General features: G+C 70.4%; 13 protein-coding genes and 3 pseudogenes. 12 read left to right on the forward strand and 4 right to left on the reverse strand.

Translation table 11 applies throughout. The annotated features are described in order from the left end of the window. Positions 1-11 precede the first annotated feature (11 nt). From ACIP4Y_RS32295 to ACIP4Y_RS32315, 5 genes and pseudogenes are all read left to right on the forward strand, one after another. Positions 12-2210, forward strand: coding sequence for an MMPL family transporter (locus ACIP4Y_RS32295; protein WP_401399266.1), 2199 nt, complete (start codon positions 12-14; stop codon positions 2208-2210). A 54-nt stretch (positions 2211-2264) separates the two neighbouring features. Next, positions 2265-3449 carry a sensor histidine kinase gene (locus ACIP4Y_RS32300; protein WP_401399268.1) on the forward strand — a complete coding sequence of 395 codons (1185 nt, stop codon included), beginning with the start codon at positions 2265-2267 and terminating at the stop codon, positions 3447-3449. Between the two features lie 2 nt (positions 3450-3451). Further along, entirely contained in the window at positions 3452-4099 is a 648-nt protein-coding gene (locus tag ACIP4Y_RS32305; RefSeq protein WP_401399270.1) for a response regulator, read from the forward strand. Positions 4100-4422: 323 nt separating this feature from the next. After that, a pseudogene (locus ACIP4Y_RS32310) lies at positions 4423-5718 on the forward strand (chitinase); the annotation flags it as partial. A 21-nt stretch (positions 5719-5739) separates the two neighbouring features. Continuing rightward, positions 5740-6048: pseudogene (locus ACIP4Y_RS32315) on the forward strand (hypothetical protein); the annotation flags it as partial. Positions 6049-6206: 158 nt separating this feature from the next. On the opposite strand, the gene ACIP4Y_RS32320 reads toward ACIP4Y_RS32315, so the two are convergent. Next, positions 6207-6881, reverse strand: a complete 675-nt coding sequence (locus ACIP4Y_RS32320; protein WP_401399272.1) for a nitroreductase family protein — start codon at positions 6879-6881, stop codon at positions 6207-6209. 349 nt (positions 6882-7230) lie between these two features. Then, on the reverse strand, positions 7231-7569 hold the full coding sequence (locus tag ACIP4Y_RS32325) for a hypothetical protein (RefSeq protein WP_401399274.1): 339 nt from the start codon (positions 7567-7569) through the stop codon (positions 7231-7233). A gap of 149 nt (positions 7570-7718) precedes the next feature. Between ACIP4Y_RS32325 and ACIP4Y_RS32330 the strand changes: the two genes are divergently transcribed. Then, entirely contained in the window at positions 7719-8180 is a 462-nt protein-coding gene (locus ACIP4Y_RS32330) for a MarR family winged helix-turn-helix transcriptional regulator (protein ID WP_401399275.1), read from the forward strand. Positions 8181-8588: 408 nt separating this feature from the next. Here ACIP4Y_RS32330 and ACIP4Y_RS32335 read toward each other — a convergent pair whose 3' ends face one another. Both ACIP4Y_RS32335 and ACIP4Y_RS32340 read right to left on the reverse strand, forming a co-directional pair. After that, positions 8589-11393, reverse strand: a complete 2805-nt coding sequence (locus ACIP4Y_RS32335) for a CHAT domain-containing protein (protein ID WP_401399277.1) — start codon at positions 11391-11393, stop codon at positions 8589-8591. Between the two features lie 16 nt (positions 11394-11409). Continuing rightward, a complete protein-coding gene (locus tag ACIP4Y_RS32340; protein ID WP_401399279.1) occupies positions 11410-12225 on the reverse strand; it encodes a CHAT domain-containing protein in 816 nt (271 codons plus the stop codon). A 209-nt stretch (positions 12226-12434) separates the two neighbouring features. Between ACIP4Y_RS32340 and ACIP4Y_RS32345 the strand changes: the two genes are divergently transcribed. The 6 genes and pseudogenes from ACIP4Y_RS32345 to ACIP4Y_RS32370 all read left to right on the forward strand — a co-directional run bounded on the left by ACIP4Y_RS32345 (position 12435) and on the right by ACIP4Y_RS32370 (position 17605). Continuing rightward, complete coding sequence (locus tag ACIP4Y_RS32345; protein ID WP_401399280.1) at positions 12435-12962, forward strand: Pycsar system effector family protein; 528 nt, start codon at positions 12435-12437, stop codon at positions 12960-12962. 135 nt (positions 12963-13097) lie between these two features. Continuing rightward, on the forward strand, positions 13098-13469 hold the full coding sequence (locus tag ACIP4Y_RS32350) for a CATRA system-associated protein (protein WP_401399282.1): 372 nt from the start codon (positions 13098-13100) through the stop codon (positions 13467-13469). Then, positions 13441-15189, forward strand: coding sequence for a CATRA conflict system CASPASE/TPR repeat-associated protein (locus ACIP4Y_RS32355; protein WP_401399283.1), 1749 nt, complete (start codon positions 13441-13443; stop codon positions 15187-15189). Before ACIP4Y_RS32350 ends, ACIP4Y_RS32355 begins: the two co-directional genes overlap by 29 nt. A 444-nt stretch (positions 15190-15633) precedes the next feature. After that, positions 15634-16428 (forward strand): ribosome-inactivating family protein, encoded by a 795-nt coding sequence (locus ACIP4Y_RS32360; protein ID WP_401399285.1) that lies wholly within the window; start codon positions 15634-15636, stop codon positions 16426-16428. Positions 16429-17019: 591 nt separating this feature from the next. Further along, a pseudogene (locus ACIP4Y_RS32365) lies at positions 17020-17175 on the forward strand (XRE family transcriptional regulator); the annotation flags it as partial. A 217-nt stretch (positions 17176-17392) separates the two neighbouring features. Beyond that, positions 17393-17605: a hypothetical protein gene (locus ACIP4Y_RS32370; RefSeq protein ID WP_401399286.1), complete on the forward strand. Its 213-nt coding sequence runs from the start codon at positions 17393-17395 to the stop codon at positions 17603-17605. Positions 17606-17643: the final 38 nt, after the last annotated feature.

The raw sequence follows: 17643 nt of genomic DNA on the forward strand, positions 1-17643 counted from the left end.
GCATGGATGTCATGAAGAATCTTCCCGTACGCATGGCTCGTTGGAGCGCCACCCACCCGTGGCGGGGCATCGTCGGCTGGTTCGTGTTCGTCGTCCTGTGCCTCGGTGTCGGCGTCTCGGTGGGCACCAACGCGGCGACCACCGAGGACTTCCGCATCGGAGAGGCTGGACGCGGCGAGACGATCGCCGCGGAGGGCGGGTTACAGCAGCGCCCCGTCGAGCACGTCCTGATCACCGCGAAGCCGGGCACCGGAAGGCTCGACGTCGCCGCGGCCGACTCGGCCGCCGCCGACGTCGCCGCCCGGATGGGCAAGCTGCCCGAGGTGCTCTCGGTCGCCGACCCGGTGCGCAGCGCGGGAGGTACGGCGGTGCGGGTCACCGTCACCATGAAGGGCCCGGAGCTGGAGGGCAAGAAGCACGTCGACCCGCTGATCGAGCAGACCGCGGCCGTGCAGAGAGCCAAGCCCGGGCTGCGCGTCGAGGAGACCGGGTCGCCGTCCATCAGCAAGGGCGTCGACAAGCTGCGCGGCGACGACCTCTCGCGCACCGAGGTGATCGCCCTGCCGGTCACCCTCATCACCCTGTTGCTGGTCTTCAGCTCCGTGGCGATGGCCCTCGTTCCGGTGCTGCTCGCACTGTCCTCGATCGTCGCGGCCGTCGGCCTGTCGATGGTGGCCTCGCACGTCTTCCCCGACGCGGGTGTCGGCACCAACGTCATCCTGCTCATCGGACTCGCGGTCGGCGTCGACTACACCCTCTTCTACCTCAAGCGTGAACGTGAGGAGCGGGCGCGCGCCGACGGCAGAATGACCCCGCGGGCCGTCGTCGAACTCGCCGCCGCCACATCCGGACGGGCCGTCGTCCTCTCCGGTCTCGCCGTCGCCGTCTCCAGCGCCACCCTCTACCTCGCCGACGACGTCATCTTCTCGTCCATCGCCACCGGCGCGATCGTCGTCACCCTCGTCGCCATCGTCAGCTCCCTGACCGTGCTGCCCGCCGTCCTCGCCGCACTGGGCATGCGTGCCGAGCGCCGGGCCGAGCGCCGGGCGGCCCGCGGGCTCGCGCCGAAGAAGCAGAAGCGGCACAGGACCGGCCCCGGCCGGCTGACCGCCGCCGTGCTGCGCCCCGTCGCCAAGCACCCCGTCGCCACGCTCACCGTCACCGTTGTCGGGCTGCTCGCCCTCGCCGCCCCGGTCCTCGGCCTCAAGCTCACCGACATGGGCCGCGAGACGCACTCCCGCTCCATCGTCGCCATGCAGGTCTACGACCGGCTGAACTCGGCCTATCCGGAGCTGAAGTCCATGCACCAGGTCGTCGTCCGCGCCGACGCCGACCGCTCGCCCGAGGTGACGGCCGCGCTGCGCGAACTCGCTTCCGACGTCGAGGACGACCCGCGTCTGAGCGGCACCTCCAAGCTGACCACGTCGCCCGACAAGCGGATCAGCATGCTCCAGCTACAGGTCCCGCACTACGTCAGCAGCGACGAGGCCCAGACCTCGCTCACGGACATCCGCGACACGTACGTCCCGGAGACCGTCGGCCGGGTGCGGGGTGCCGAGACCGCGGTGACCGGTGACGTCGCCCGCTACACCGACTACCCGACCCACCAGGAACAGAAGCTGCCCCTCATCATCGGGGCACTGCTCCTGGTCACCTTCGCCATGACCGTCCACGCGTTCCGCTCCGTGGTCCTCGGCCTCGTCGGCATCGTCCTCAACCTCCTTTCCGCCGCCGCCTCGCTCGGCATCCTCGTCATGGTCTTCCAGCACACCTGGGCCGAAGGCATGGTCGACTTCGACTCCACCGGGTCGATCGGCTCCCGCGTGCCGCTGTTCCTCTTCGTGATCCTGTTCGGCCTGTCGATGGACTACCAGGTCTTCGTGATCAGCCGGATCCGGGAGGCCGCCTTGCGCGGAGTCCCGACCCGCAAGGCCGTGATCGAGGGCATCGGCAGCTCGGCGGGCGTGGTGACCAGCGCCGCCGTCGTCATGGTCACGGTGTTCGCCAGCTTCGCGGCCCTGCACCTGATCGAGATGAAGCAGATCGGCTTCAGCCTCGCGGTCGCCGTCCTCCTGGACGCCTTCGTCATCCGGATGCTGGTCCTGCCGTCCCTGATGCTCCTGCTCGGCGAGGCCAACTGGTGGCCCTCCCGCGGAGTGCGCCGTGCCCGCCGTAGCACCGGACAGGCCCCCGCATCCTGGAATCGGTAGGCTGACGGGATCGACGCCGGATCCTCAACTCCCCTACGAACGAGGTGAATCAGCGTGAGTCAGTGGCAGCAGCCGGGTGACCGGCTCACCCAGGACCATGTCCTTCGCTGGAACCTGGCAGGGTGGATCCTGTTCGGTCTGCTGCCGCCGGCCGTCGCCGTGCTCGACGCGTCGCCGGCCCGGAGGTACTGGCTGCTCGGCCTGCTCGCCCTGATCGCTCTGTGCCACACGGTCGTTCTCAACCGGCCGGACCATCCCCTCCTGCGTCCTCGTCGCTACCTCGGCGTCCTGGCGCTCGTCCTGGGCGCGGCGTCCTACCTCCTGGACGGCGGGGCCGCCTTCTACGTGGTGTCCCTGCCGCAGTTCTGGCTCTTCACCCGCGTCCCGCGGGACGCGATCACGCTCAGCGGAGCCGCCGCGGCCTTCACCATGTTCGGCGGCACGCTCGGCCAGGGCTGGAGCCCTCAGTTCCTCACGGGCAACGTGGTGTTCACCGTGGTCGCCTATGCCGCCGGGGTGGGTCTGGGGCTGTGGGTGCACCGCTTCGTCGGCCGGAGCAACGAGCGGCAGGAGCGACTGACCGCGGACCTCGCCGTGGCTCAGAAGGAGTTGGCTGTCGCCTATCAGCAGCACGGAGCGGCTGAGGAGCGCGAACGGCTCGCCCGGGAGATCCACGACACCCTCGCCCAGGGCTTCGCCTCCATCGTGGTGCTCGCGGAGGCGGCCCGCGCCGCCAGTGTCACCGACCCCGTACGCTGCGCCGAGCACCTCACCTCCATCGAGCAGACCGCGCGAGAGAACCTGGCCGAGGCCCGGGTGCTCGTCGGGTCCGCCCCCGAGAGCGGTGTCGCGGCCGGCTCGCTGGCCACCACCCTGCGCAGGACCCTGGACCGATTCGTCCAGGACACCGGCCTCACCGTCACCGCAGAACTGCCCGACATGGACCTGGAGCAGCGCACCCGCGTCGCCCTGCTGCGCTGTACGCAGGAGTCCCTCGCCAACGTGCGCAAACACTCGGGCGCCTCCGCGGTCAGCGTCGTCCTCACCGGACTCGCGGGCCGTGTCGAGCTGGAGATCACCGACGACGGCTGCGGCTTCGTCGTCGAGGAGTCCCGTGGTTTCGGTCTGGACGGCATGCGCCGCCGGCTGGCCGAACTCGACGGCGAACTCGCCGTCACCAGCTCGCTCGGGGACGGCACCCGTGTCCTCGCCAGCCTTCCCACACACAGTCAGGACTGACCATGACCGACACCGCGTACGACCGGGTCCGGGTGGTCGTGGTCGACGACCACGCCGTGATGCGCGCCGGAGTCATCGCCCTGCTGGCCGACGAGCCCGCCATAGAGATCGTCGGTGAGGCGAGTGACGGCCGCGCGGGCGTCGACCTCGTCGAGCGGCTCGCCCCCGACGTGGCCCTCCTCGACCTGCGCATGCCGGTGCTCGACGGCGTGGCCGCCACCACCGAGATCGTCGCCCTGCCGACGGCCACCCGGGTGCTGATCCTCACCACGTACGACACGGACGTCGAGATCGAACGAGCCGTTGAGGCCGGCGCCGTCGGCTACCTCCTCAAGGACACCACCCGCGAGCAGCTCGCCGACGCCATCCGCTCGGCGGCGCGCGGTGAGACGGTCCTCGCGCCCAAGGTCGCGGAGCGCCTCGTGGCCCGGATGCGCCGTCCCGAGCCGGTCGTGCTCACCGCCCGCGAGCGGGACGTGCTGCATGCGGTCGCCGACGGCCTGTCCAACGCCGAGATCGGCCGTCGTCTGGTCATCGGCGAGGCCACGGTGAAGACGCACCTCCTGCGGGTCTTCGCCAAACTCGACGTCAGCGACCGCACTCGCGCCGTCGTCGTCGCCCTGGAACGCGGACTCCTCCCGCGCTCCTGAGGCCCGGGCGCACCGCAACGCGCCGATCTCCTGGAACTGGCCGTCCCCGCTCCCACGAGTCAGCCGATGACGACGCACCACGGACGCGGCGACGGCGGGGGCAACTGGTCCAGTCCGCCGCCGGGCGCCCTGCACAGGAGTGGACCGCCGAATGAGCGGCGATTGGTCTAGTCCCTTTTTGGTCCAGACCATTGACCCGACCTCTGGCGGTCGCCAATCCGGTAGTCGGCAACTCCCTGTCTCCTCAGGGACATCGGCCACCCCTTCACACACCGGGACTGACATGAGACTCGTGCGTTCCTTCCGCGCAGCCCTGGCCGCGCTCCTGCACGCCGTACTGGAACGGCGACACGAACATGCCGATCGCCGCCTCGACCTTCGGCGCCGACATCAAGACGATCCAGAGCAACGGCGGCGACGTCATCCCCTCGTTCGGGGGTTACACGGCCGACACCACCGGCACCGAGATCGCCGACAGCTGCACCGACGTGCAGCAGATCGCCGCCGCGTACGAGAAGGTCATCACCACCTACGACATCTCGCGGCTCGACATGGACATCGAGGTCGACTCGCTCGACAACACCGCAGCCATTGACCGCCGCAACAAGGCCGTCAAGCTGGTCGAGGACTGGGCCGCGGCCAACGGGCGCAAGGTGGAGATCTCCTACACCCTGCCGACCACCACGCACGGCCTCGGGGACACGGGCGAAGCGCTCCTGCGCAACGCGGTCGCCAACGGCACCCGGGTCGACGTCGTGAACCTCATGACGTTCGACTACTACGACAACCAGGCCCACGACATGGCGAAGGACACCCAGACCGCCGCCCAAGGCCTGCACGACCTGCTCGCGCAGCTGTACCCGGGCAAGAGCGCGGCCCAGTTGTGGAACACGGTCGGCGTCACCGACATGCCGGGCGTCGACGACTTCGGCAAGGCGGAGACCTTCACCCTGGCCAATGCCCGCACCGTGTACGACTGGGCGGTCGCCAAGGGCATCAACACCCTGTCCTTCTGGGCACTGCAGCGGGACAACGGTGGCTGCCCGGGCGGTGCCGCCGCGGACAACTGCTCCGGCATCCAGCAGAACACGTGGGACTTCACGCACGTCTTCGCGCCGTTCACCGGTGGCGGCCCCACCACGCCGTCGAACGACTTCTCCGTCGCGCTCAGCCCGACATCCGGCTCCGTGACGGCCGGCCAGTCCGCCACGGCCACCGTGAAGACGGCCGTGACCGCGGGCGACGCCCAGAACGTGAAACTCAGCGTCAGCGGGGCTGCGGCGGGCGTGACCGCCTCGCTCAGCCCGACGTCCGTCACCACGGGCGGCACCTCCACCCTCACCCTGGCCACCACCTCGGCCGCGGCTTCGGGCACCTACACCGTCACCGTGACCGGCGCGGGCACCTCGGGCAGCCACTCGGCCACCTACTCCCTGACCGTCACCGGCGGCTCTGGCAGCCAGTGCACCGCCGCCCCCTGGGCCAAGGACAAGGTCTACACCGGCGGCCAGCAGGTCTCGTACAAGAGTCACACCTGGAAGGCCAAGTGGTGGACGACGGGCGAGGAGCCCGGCACCACCGGCGAGTGGGGCGTCTGGCAGGACCTCGGCGCCTGCTGAACCACCGCCGGTGTCGTCGGTCTGGCGGTGGTGCGTCGCCATGAGCCGGCTGACGAGCCGTGGGCCGTGACCGAGCCGGTGCCGGCTCCGCCGTGCAAGGGCAGGACGGTGCGGGATCGCCGCCGGGTGGCCGACAGGATCCTGTGGAAGCCGTCCCAGCGCCGCCTGGCGGACCTGCCCGAGCGGTACGGCCGTGGAGGACGGTCCACGAGCGCTTCCCTGACCGCCGGAAGCGTCGCCGACTGCGCCTATTTCGAGCAGGTCACGGCCCGCATACGCATCGAGCGGTGCGGGCCCGGCCGGCTCCGGACCCGGGCCGAGGGAGCCGCCGGCTTCGCGCACCACGGCTCTCCGGCCGGTGCGCTTGCCCTCGCGTGCGCCCTGCACACCGTCCACCGTGGGCCAGTCGTGCCCGGGCCCCGTCTGCCAGCGCAGGACGGGGCCCGAAGTAGGGCAACTGCGTGGCGGGCGGCGGGCGCAGCGGTGCGCTACGGTGTGGGCCCGGCGGAGCGCTGTTCCCATCGGTCCCAGTGGAGGACGTGCTCGCGGGGGACCCTGCGGGCCGGTTTGAAGTCGGTGCCGATGGTGTAGGCCAGCGGAACGAAGGCGGCCAGCATGATGTCGTCGTACGGAACGCCGAGCACCTCGGCCAACTCCCGCTCCAGCGGTCCCTGCGCTGTCGTCCAGGTGGTGCCCAGGCCGCGCGCCCGGGCGGCCAGCATGAAGCTCCACACCGCCGGCAGGATCGAGCCCCACACCCCCGCTTGCACGGTCACCGGGGCGTGGTCGGTGCGTCCTTCCACCCCGGGGATGACGAAGGCGGGCACCCGGTGGATGTTCTCGGCCAGGTGGCGCAGGCCGTCGAAGACACGCTCGGTGGAGCCGGCGTGGTAGTTCATGCGCCACGCGTCGCGTTCGGTCAGGGGATGACCGGTGGCCAGTGGCAGGGCGCGCAGGAAGATGTCCGCCACGGCCCGCCGCTGGGCGTCTTCGGTGACGACGATGAAGTGCCAGCGCTGCCGGTTGCGGCCGGTCGGCGCCTGCGTGGCCAGGTCCACGCACTCCTCGATCAGGGAACGCGGGACCGGGCGGTCCAGGTCAAGGCGTTTCCGCACGGCGCGGGTGGTCGACAGGAGTTGGTCGGGAGTCAGGTCCAGGGTCACGGCCGCTTCCTCTGTTTCGGATGTACGGGATCGGTGGACGTCGCGGGGTGGTCGGTCAAGCGGGGCCGGTGCTTCGGCGCCTCGGGTGGGCACCGCGCAGGCGGAAGTGAGCCAGGGCGGCACCGACGAGGGAGGAGCAGCCAGCCGTCGGAAACGTGGCCTGGTAGCCATTGGTGCCGGGCGCGCTGGTGGCCATGAATGAGGCTGGCACGGCGACGTGGATGCCCGCCCCGATATGGACTGCGGAGGTGATGCAGCCCGGACGCCAGGCCCTGCTGGTCATTGGGGAGAGCACTGACGGCCGCGATGCTGGGACCGGGAAGGGACAGGCCGTCGCCCACGCCGTGCATCACCAGCGCCGGCAGCAGCGCACCGGCGTAGCCAGCATCCGCGCCGGCCCGCAGGAACAGGAGGTGTCCCCCGGCGACCTGGACCAGCATCCCCACAGCCGCGGTCCGGCCCGGCCCCACCGGCCGGTCAGCCGTCCGACGAGTTCGGCGGTCACCATGATGGTCACACCCATGGGGCGATGCCCAGACAGGTCGTCAGTGCGCCGTAGCCGCGGACCGGCAGCGCGTCCGATGGCGGGCAGGGCGACCCCCATAAGCGACAGGTCCATCGAGTTCAGGAGCACCGCGGTGCAGAGCGACACCAGGGTTGATCGCCTGCGGCCGTCGAGCTTCACCATGCCGGATCTCCATCTCTACACAGACCATCTGTGAACAGATGATTGGCGAGCATACAAATCTGATGGGTTGTTGGCAAACAATCGGAGGGCAGATGAATTTTGGTAAGGTTGACGAGTGACCGACCACCGCACACGCAAAGGAGGTGGGCATGCCGCCCAAGACCGCAAACCGCGAGGCCGGCTACTTTCCGACGCTTGCCGCGGAGCGCCTGGACATTGCGCTGTGCCGAGCCTCGACCGTCGTCGCCCGCGCCGCAGAGGCCCGGGCGCACGAGTCCGGGATCGGCGTCGGGCAGCATCTGGTGCTGAAGATGCTCGCCGAGGTCGGCCCCAGCTCGCAGCGGGTCCTGAGTGACCAACTGCGCATCGACCGCAGCGTCATGGTCGGCATCTGCGACGGTTTGGAGCAGGCGGGGCACGTACGGCGCGAACGCGACGCGGGCGATCGCCGCGCCTACGCCGTCACGATCACCGAATCAGGCCGCCGGCTCCTCGCCCGCGCCGAGGACGCGGTACCCGAGTTCCTCGACGACACCTTCACGGACCTCACCCCGGCCGAACGCGAGCAACTCTCCGCACTGCTCGCCAAACTCCTGCGGCTCCACCCCTGACGGAGCTCGACGACCCCGCCAGCCGTCGAGGGTCACCGCTACCTCGTGGACGGCGGCGGTCTGGTCGGGCATGAGGGCGGCGACGGCGGTACGGATGACGCCCCGGCTGACGTGGTGCGTGCGGGCCAGGGCGGCGATGGGCTGGCCGCCGCCCGGGTAGGCGGCGCGCACGGCGGCGGCTCTCGCGGCCGGTGTGCTGGGCTGCTTTCAGAGCCCGCGGGAACAATCCTTTCGGCATCGGCCCCTCATAGAGCGGCTCCGGTGCTCTTCGCGCCCACGGGGTGGCTCGGCGAAGCCGTAGTCGAGAAGCTCGATGCCGTCGGTCGTCCCCGCGCCACGCTCAGACGATCCGCAGCAAGCGGCCCAGCTGGAGCCGGGCCAGGCTCGGCCCAGGGGGCGGACGGCTCGCTACTTGGCGCCGACGATGACGAGTCCTGCCCAGGCCGCCGGGGTGGCGTACACGGCCGGGTGCGTGTGCCGGACGGATCGCTTGGCTTGGGTGAGGGCATCGGCGGGTCCGTGGCCGGTTCTGAGGAACTCGTAGAACCGGCGTACCAGACGACTCGTGGGTGTGTCGACGACCGGCCAGGACGTCAGCACCACCGTCTCCGCTCCGGCGACCAGGAGCGCCCGGCTCATGCCGACGAGGCCCTCGCCCGCGCGGATGGGCCCGAGGCCGCTCTGGCAGGCCGAGCACACCACGACCTCGGCCGACAGGCGCAGCCTGAACATCTCGTAGACCTGCAGAAGCGTCTCGGCCTCACCTTCCCGTGATGCGCCCCGCGCAGCCGGCGGGTCGTCGGGCGCGACCAGGAGACCGGAGTACAGCGGCTCGTGATCGTTCAGGAAGGCGTGCGTGGCGAAGTGGACGTAACGGTGACCGGGGACGGTCGCCGCGATGCGGCTCTTGGTGACGTCAGGGCCCGTCCAGCTCGATCCCGCGGCTCCGAACGAGGCGGCCACCCGGCGCACCTCGGTCTGTGCCGCCGGAAGTGTGGAGGACGGCGAGCGGTCGGTGTAAGCCGTGACCGGATCGGCGAAGCCGACGAACTGGCTTTCGCCCCAGGAGGAGGGCTCCCGTCGCGTCTGTCGCCGCAGCTCGGTGAAGACGGTGGAGGACGGACAGTAGCTGACCACGTACTCGTCCACGACGAGTCGTCCCGAAGACAGTGGGAGCAACTCGAACGGCAGGTAGGCCAGTTGCCCGCCGGGTACGACGGACAGACGGCCCACGTCCTTCCACAACTCTTGGGGCACCGGTTCCAGGAGCAGCCGGGCGAGCTGCCGTTGGGCGGCCTGGGCATCTGGTCCCCCGCGGCCTCCCTGCCGGTAGTCCCCGACCCCCGCCTGGACGAGCGTCGCGATGCGATCGGGATGCTCGGGCAACTCGCGGAGTGTGACGGCGTCTCGTCGTACCGCCCACACCAAGGCGCGTGTTCCGGTGAGCAGGTAGGTCAGCATGAGTTCGTTCGGTCGCAACTGCGCCTGCACCGTCTCGAGTGCGGCCGGGGTTGGTGCACGCAGCCTGGCGTAGGCGGGGATCAGAGTGCGTGCCTCGGCTCGCAGGCGGTCCAGTTCCTCCGCCTGAGTGTGTTCGACGGCGGCCAGTCGCTGCCTGGCCTCCTCGTCGCGCTCCAGCTCGGCCCGGGAGCGATGGGCGAAGGTTGCGGCCAGGCGGTCGGCCGCCTCCTGCTCGCGGCGCAGGATTTCGCGCTGGTGGTCGTCCGACGGATGGAGTTCGAGAAGGCGTTCGGCGAAGAGGTCGAGCAGCACGCGCGCACGGAAGCGCTCGGCGACGAGGAAGGCCTGTTCGTGGTCACCGGGCGCGGCCCGGTCGTACAGCCAGTCGACCAGGTCCGTGAACACGACCTCGTGTTGTGCCAGGACGAGCTCCCTCGCCCGGTCCAGTCCGGCCCGGGAGCGCAGTGACTCGGCCACCTCCATGGCCCTGGTCAGTTCCTCCACGGCTGCGTCGCTCCGGCCTTGGGCGTGGAGTACCTGGGCCAGACTGTGGGAGGACAATGCCATGTTGAGGGAGTCCTCACCGGACTTCCGCTCCAGGGTGAGGGCCTGCAGCAGGTGGTCGTACGCCTCGTCGAGCTCCCCCTGTGCGAGCAGGATCGAACCGATGTTGCCCAGATCGCGGGCGACACCGGCCGATTCCGGTGCGATCGCCCGCTCCAGTTCGAGCGCTCTGCGGTACCAGCGCAGGGCTCCGGCCGTGTCGCCGCGAAGATGGAGCACCCCGCCGAGATTGGTCAGGCACGCCGCCATCTCCGGCGAGCGCGGGGCGACCTCGGCCAGCAGCCGGCGTGCCCGCCGGTAGTAGCGCAAGGCGCTGTCCAGTGCTCCGGCATCGCGGTGGACGCCCGCGATGTTGATGAGGTCCCGTGCCACGTCTCTGGAACGGGGGCTGATCCGGCTGTCGATGCGCAGCGCGTGCTCGTACTCGGCGAGTGCCCGCTGCGATTCACCCAGCACGTGGTGGGCGAACCCCAGATTGTTGTGATACCTGGCCGCGTCCGCCGAATCGCCCGCCAGGCGTTCGATCGTGTCGAGAGCCTGGCGGTAGTGATCCACCGCGTCCGCCAGGTGCCCGCTGTCCAGGTGGCACCCCGCGATGTTGCTGAGCACGCTGGCACGGCGCAAGGTCAGGGATTCGTCGCCGGGCGGCAGCAGGGAGAGGGCTTCCCGGAAGCGGGCGAGACCGGCCGCTGCTTCGCCACGGCCGCGCAGCACCATGCCGATGTTGTTGATCGTGACGGCCAGGTCGGCGGGTGGGACGCCGGACCGGGTCTCGATCCGGTGAGCGCGTTCGTAGGCCGACAGGGCGCCGTCGAGGTCGCCGGTCTGGCGGCTGACCACGCCGAGGTTTCCGAGATCGCGGGCCACGGCCGGGTCGTCTCCGGCGGCTTCGTCCTCCGCCAGGGCCTGCAGGAAGCGGGCCTTGGCCTCGGCGTATTCACCCGCCTGGAAGGCGGCCACACCGAGACCGGCATACAGCCGGGCCGCCGTGATGCCGCCTCGCTCGCCCGCCGGAGGGCACAGCGCCGCCCTGCCTGCCGGGCCGAGACCGTCGTACATCTCGAGCGCGGCCCGGAACATGGCGATCGCCTCTTCCGGGCGGCCTTCGCGGAGGTGTTGGTCGCCCTGTACGGCCAGCGCCCGGACAGTCGTCGCCCGCGCTCCGTCCGGGTCCGTTGTCGTATCCATCCCTGGTGGTGCCGCCTCACGGACCGGTGTGCACGAAGGGGGCCCATCGGCTGGGGTTCTCCGGGAACCGGTGCCGCAGGCTCTGGACGGCTCCGTGCAGTGCTCGGGCGGAGGTGTCGGGCCGGAATCCTCCGTCGGAAGAGGACCGGTGGTGGAAGTCCTTGACCAGCCTGCCCATCACGGGGTCGGGGACGGACCACAGTGTGCCGATCACATGGCGGTACCCGTCCAGGTGCATCGCGTTGACGAGGTTGATGCCTTCGTCGCCCGCGCCGAGGGCGGTCTTGCAGGCCGACGGGAATGCGAACTCCGCGTCGTCGTCCCGCAGCACCCCGCACAGGTTGGACAGGACGAGCCCCTGGTCCCGGCTTTCAGCGGGGGCTGCCGCCGCGGCCGCACGCAGCAGGTCGGCGGCCTCGGCGAGGTCCCCTTCCGTGTCCTGGATCCTGGCGGCCCGGCGCGCCAGATGGACGTGGTCCGTCACGACCGGCACGACCGGCCCCGCGTAGGTGGCGATCTCGTCGCGCAGGGCGGCCGGTACGAGTGGGGGTGCGATGCGCTCGAGCCCGGCGAAGAGCGCTGAGGCCCGCTCATGATCGGTGTGCCGGAATACGGCCGGCAGCAGGCGGCAGCGGTACCAGTGCAGCCGGCCGAGGGTGTGGGCGGTTTCGACGTCGCAGCAGTAGTCCGCGGCGGTTCCCGTCTCGTCGACGGCCATGGCCAGGAGCTTGACGGCGTCGAGCAGCGCCTCCTGCTCGAGGACGCACATCACGTCACCCTGGTCGGCCTTCCGCAGCCGGTCACCGAGAGAGTGCAGCAGACGATCGCGCAACGCGGTCTCCTGAGTCGGCCTCAGCTCCGCTTCCCCCCTGGAAGCTCGCAAGCACGAGCCACTCTATGACCGGAGCGCCCGCTTTGTCAGTGGCCACATGGGCATGAACCAGGCATGCGCTGGAAACGATAGGCGAGGCGCGCGCCCGCGTCCGGGGGGGCGGAGGGGGAACGATGACAGAGGCACGGACGACGGTTGCGAGGACGAGGGTGACGCCCTCGCGGCGCCGGCAGCCGGGTGCGGACCACGTATGGCGGATCCTCGAGAACGTCCGGGAGTGGACCAAGCACGCCGAGGCCAAGGCGGCGACAACCCTGGCGGCAGCCGCTGCTCTCGGTGGTGTCCTCTACACCCTGGTGACCGGCGCCGGTGATCGCTCCGCCTGGTTCGCCGCCGCTGCGGCGCTGTGCGCGCTGTGCACCCTGGCGGCCGGGCTGACCGCGGGAATGGCCCTGTGGCCTCGGTCGCGGCTGCGTGGCTCCGGCGCACCCGACAGCCCGCTGCACTACGACCACATAGCGCGGCGGTACCCAGGGGCCAGTGCCGCCTACCGCGCCAGGCTGACGGGCCTCCTCCAGGACGAGGAAGCGCTCGTCACCGCGATCGCCGACCAGATCTGGGCCAACGCGCTCGTGGCGCGCCGCAAGTACAGCTGGGTGAGCCGGAGTGTCGCGCTTCTGCTGATCGCCCTGGCGGCCATCGCCGTCGCCGCGACACTGAGGGCGACTCACACGTGAGGACCGCCGCCGACTCCGGGAGCGGCCCGGGGCACACCGTGAGCCCGCTCCCGCCGAGAGGGTCTGCTCGACATGAACCGAGCGATGTCGTTGGGGCTACAGTGAGCGGACGCGCGCGTGGCTGAGGGGGAATGCATGTCGGGTGTCGCTCCGATCGACGGCGAAACTCGTGACGACGCCGTCGACGTCCTCGATGACCTGCTCCAATGGCAGCTGACCGCGGAGCGCTGGGAGCGAGTCGAGGCGCTCGTTCGTTCACTCGACCAGGCCCTCGCCGCGGGAGACGGCGACGCGCTGCGCGCCGCCACGGCCGAACTGGAGCTGGCCGGCCCCGTCCGCATCACCAGGATCGGCACCAAGTCGCTGATCCCGGTGCCGGAGAAGACCCGTGACCGGGCCAACCGCCTGGTGCACACCCTCGGCAACCGGCCGCGGGAACCCCGGCTCGACGGTCCCACGGACGACGCGGGAGGCGACGGTGGCACGGTCCGCACCCGCACCCGCTGACCAGGAACTCGTCGTCCACGTCTACGCCCCGACCGACGGACCGTACGCCAAGCGGGCCTACGCGCAGATCCACGGCATCTGGGACGGGTGCCGGGACAAGCTGGCCATGGTCAACCGGATCCCGGAAACCGGCCTGCCGACCCTCCTGCCGCCCGAGGCCGGACTGCTGTCCCCGGGCCGGCCCGCGGCGGCGATCGAGGACCGCACGGGGCACTACCAGGCCATCGTTCGGCGCGAGCACGACGTGGTGAACCTGTCGATGGCGTTCTCCGCCCCGGCCGATACGCCGTCCCGGCCCCGCACCGGGTCCGTGACCCCGCCCGGGTGGATCGAGTTCGACCGGTGGTGGGACGAGTTGGCCGCGGGCGGCACCGACGCGCTGCTCGGGGTCGTACGCATCTGCCAGGCGAAGTTCGCCGGCCATCCGGCCTCGCCGCTCGACACCACCGCGCACGCGGTACGGACGGTACTTCCCGGCGCCGACCACGCACCGTACTGGTGGCTGCGAGGCTGGACGACCGGGAACGGGTTCGCCGTATGGGAGGTGTCACCGGACGACGAAGGGGCCGGCCGGCGCGTCGTCGTCCTCGCGGCCGCCGAGCAGGATGCCCAGCTCAGTGCCTGGACCTGGAGCCAGGGCGATCCCGACATGCCGCCGCTGGCCCGCTACCTGATGCACGCCGCGAAACTGCGCTACCAGGCCCGGGTACGCAGCGACAGCGAACAGCTCAGCCGCCTCGTCGAGCGCGTGGACGACCTCGCGTCGCGCACGCGCAATGTACTGGAGCGACCGGCGGACGGCTTCCCCACCCTTTCCCGGCTGCGGCTCGCCGAGGCCGACCTGACACTCGCAGCGACCGACGTGCGCAGTATGCGGCGTACCGTGGACATCGCCGTGGCCAACATGACGACCTCGCTCCCCGAGCCGTTTCCCGCCGACCGGCGGCTCGCCGAGTCGCTGGCCCATCAACTCGCGGACGACGCCGAGTACTTGGACGCCGCACGCGAAAAGGCGCAGCAGATCGGCCGCCTGGCCCGACTGGAACTCGTGGACGGTGGGCGCACACGGCCCCCATCCGAGGTCACCCCCGGCGCGGAGCTCCCGGGTGCGACCGGGCTGCCGCTCGCCACGCGCCACTGCGCACCGGAGCAGCGGATCAGCCTGCGCATGGGCTTCGCGGTCGACGTGGAGCGGTACAGCAGCCGTACCTCTCCCGCGAAGGACAGCGTGCAACAGCGACTGGCCGCTCTGGTCCGGGAGGTGCTTGACGACCTGGGACACCGCCTCGAGGAAACCAGTCACCAGCCGACCGGCGACGGGATGAACGTGTTCCTGCCGGCCGGCGCGGAGCTGCACCGGGCCCTCCCCCGGATGATCCGCTCGTGGCAGGAACGCCTCGCCGCCGACAACGACCGGTTCAGCGACCGGATGCGGCTGCGCCTTGCCACGGTCGTGGGGCCGATCCGGACGTCCGCGCTCGGCTTCTCGGGGTCCACCATCGTGGAGATCAGTCGGCTGCTGAACAGCTCGGTGCTGCGCGACGCCCTGACGGGCCACCCCGAGGCCGACTTCGCCGTTCTGGTCTCCGACCAGTTGTACGAGTACGTCGTAGGCGAGGGGTATCCGGGGCTGGACGCGCATCGGTTCGAACGGCTGCCGGTCGAGGCCAAGGAATACCGGGGGCACGCCTGGCTGTGGCTCCCGGAACCGACGGGCTGACCCCGAGAGCCAGGCCGGCTCCACTCGGTGAAGCGCCGGTGCGTGGGCGGTCTGGGAGACGAACGGACAGCGATTTTCACAGCCGCCGCGGCGTGCGCATGGCGAACTCGGGCGGATGGACGCCGCGTTCAGCCCACCTCTCGGAGCGTCACCACTTCCTTGGTGGCTCCCTGGCTTTCGACCCGGACGGCTCGTACCCATCAACCCACGGCGGCTCCTCGGCTCAGGTCACCAGAGCTTCCTGCAGATCACCGGCATCCGCCGCAGCGGCGCTGTGCGCCCACGGGGCAGGGGCTGTGCGCTCCAGGGCTACGGCGGAACGGCCGACGGCCATAGCGTTTCGCAGGAAGGACATGCGGCTGGACACCTGATCCGGCGCTGCTCTGAAAGGCGAAATCTGTGACAAGGAAACTTTGGGCCGCGTTACTTTCCCTGGCGGTGGCCATGGGTCTCGTAGCGGGGCTCGGCTCGACGGCCTCGGCAGCCAACTACCAGATCGTCGACTACAACATCTCCGACATCACCGCCGGGGGCCAGGACCATGCCCTCGCGTACTACCACGTCATCGACGCCATCCACCGGCTCAGCTACGGAGAGCCCACGGAAGAACGCGCCATCACGCAGACCACGGAGGAGCGGGGCCGGCTCATACAGGTCCGGATTCGCGATACCGGGGGCAATGACCTCGTCTCCATCTACCTGTGGGCCAACAACCTGTACGTGGCGGGCTTCTACGCCGCGCGCGGCGGCGGGCACTACGTCTTCAACGACGGTCGTGAAGCCGAGTTCCGGCAGGCGCTGGGCATCGGCAGCGCGACTTCCCTCGGGCAGTCCGGTAATTACTCCACCCTGCCGACCGGGAACAGCCGGCAGAGCCTGACGATCAACCCGCAGGCCATTTACGGCGCGGCATCCACCCTCGGGTACTCACGCGGATACAACGACAGTGTGGGCCGTGCCCTCGTCATCATGATCCAGGCGTTCTCCGAAGCAGCCCGCTTCGGTCCGATCTTCGACCTCGTCTACAACAACATCTACCACCCCGGGAACTCGCGGCAGCTGGGCGCCGACTACGCGGGGCTGGAGAACCAGTGGGGCGCACTCTCCCAGTTCGCCCGCAACCTGCGCAACGGCTACGACGCGTCCATCAACATCCTCGGCGCGATCGTCAGGTCCTTCGACCAATTGCGGCAGCGCCTGTCGTTCGTGGAGCTGAACGGGTCCATCGCCATGCTCTAAGCACCTGCCGCTGGGGTCGGGTCGCAAGGCATAGCGACCTCTGCTCAGCGCCGGTGAGCAGGTCCTGGTGCGTGCGGCTGCGAGTCGTAGGAGAGCGGCGATGCGGAGCATCGGCGACCCTCGACCACGCTGCGGACACGTGCCAGGCCCCTGCCTGCGGCACGACCCGAACATCCGCAGCTCACCATGCCTGCTCGGTCGTGGGCCGGGGGCCCGCCTCCACGGCGCGCCTCACGCCGCTCCCGCCACGAGAAGGCGGTGGGAAGCGGGGGCGGGACGTGGGGAACACCTCGGAACTGAGGCGGCCGATGTCTCTTGCACGCGCGTCGGCGGAGCTGCACGCCTCCGGCCACAGGATGCCCGGCACACTTCAGGGCATGGGGTCGGCCCCGCAGGCACGCGTGCGGCGACGATGGCACAGCAGACCTCCGTGGTGTGCTCGATGACGCCGGGCGACTCGGCCCCGGGCCCACGGCGAGAGGCCGTAGCCGTCGGCAAGGCCCTGGCGCCCCAATCCGCCATGTGCGACCACGATGTCCGCGCTCGCCTCGTGTTCGCACCGCGTACCGAGCCTGCGCCGGAACGCGGGGTCTCTTCCAGGCCCAAGAGGCCGGTCTCATCGAGGACCAGCTGCGCCAGATCGCCGCCGAAGCCCTCGACGAGGTCTACTTCCGCGACAACGGCCGCCGTGCCCACGGCCTCGAAGTGGAACTCACCGACCTCCTCGACCTCGAATTCGAACTGTAGCGCGGGCTGGCACGGCGACGCGCCGGGCGGTGAGTGGCAGTGATGACGGTGATGAGGATGATGCGGTACCCCACGGCCCAGCGCTGCGTCACAGCCGCGCGGTGCGGATGTCGGCGACAGCCGCAACCCCACCGGCTGTCATCCCTTCGGCCGGCAGTCCGCCACGGGCGGAGCGCGTGATCGGCGCAGCCGTTCGCCAAGCCAGGGTCTGTTCTCCATGACCGACCACCATCTGTATGGCACCAGCACTCACACCGCCGACGAGCTGGCCCGGCTCGTCGGTGACCGTCTCGGCCTGGTCTTCACCGAGCGCAACAGCGACTACCGCGGCACCTACTACCTCGCAGACACCCGCGACAGCCGGATCGAAATCCAGCCCAACCCGAATCCCCGGCGAAGACGGCGGCGAAGACGACCTCTACGACCCTGACCATCCCACGGACCAGGCACTCCTGCTGACCACCACCC

The organism is Streptomyces sp. NPDC088810 (assembly GCF_044750305.1).
Taxonomy (GTDB): Bacteria; Actinomycetota; Actinomycetes; order Streptomycetales; family Streptomycetaceae; genus Streptomyces.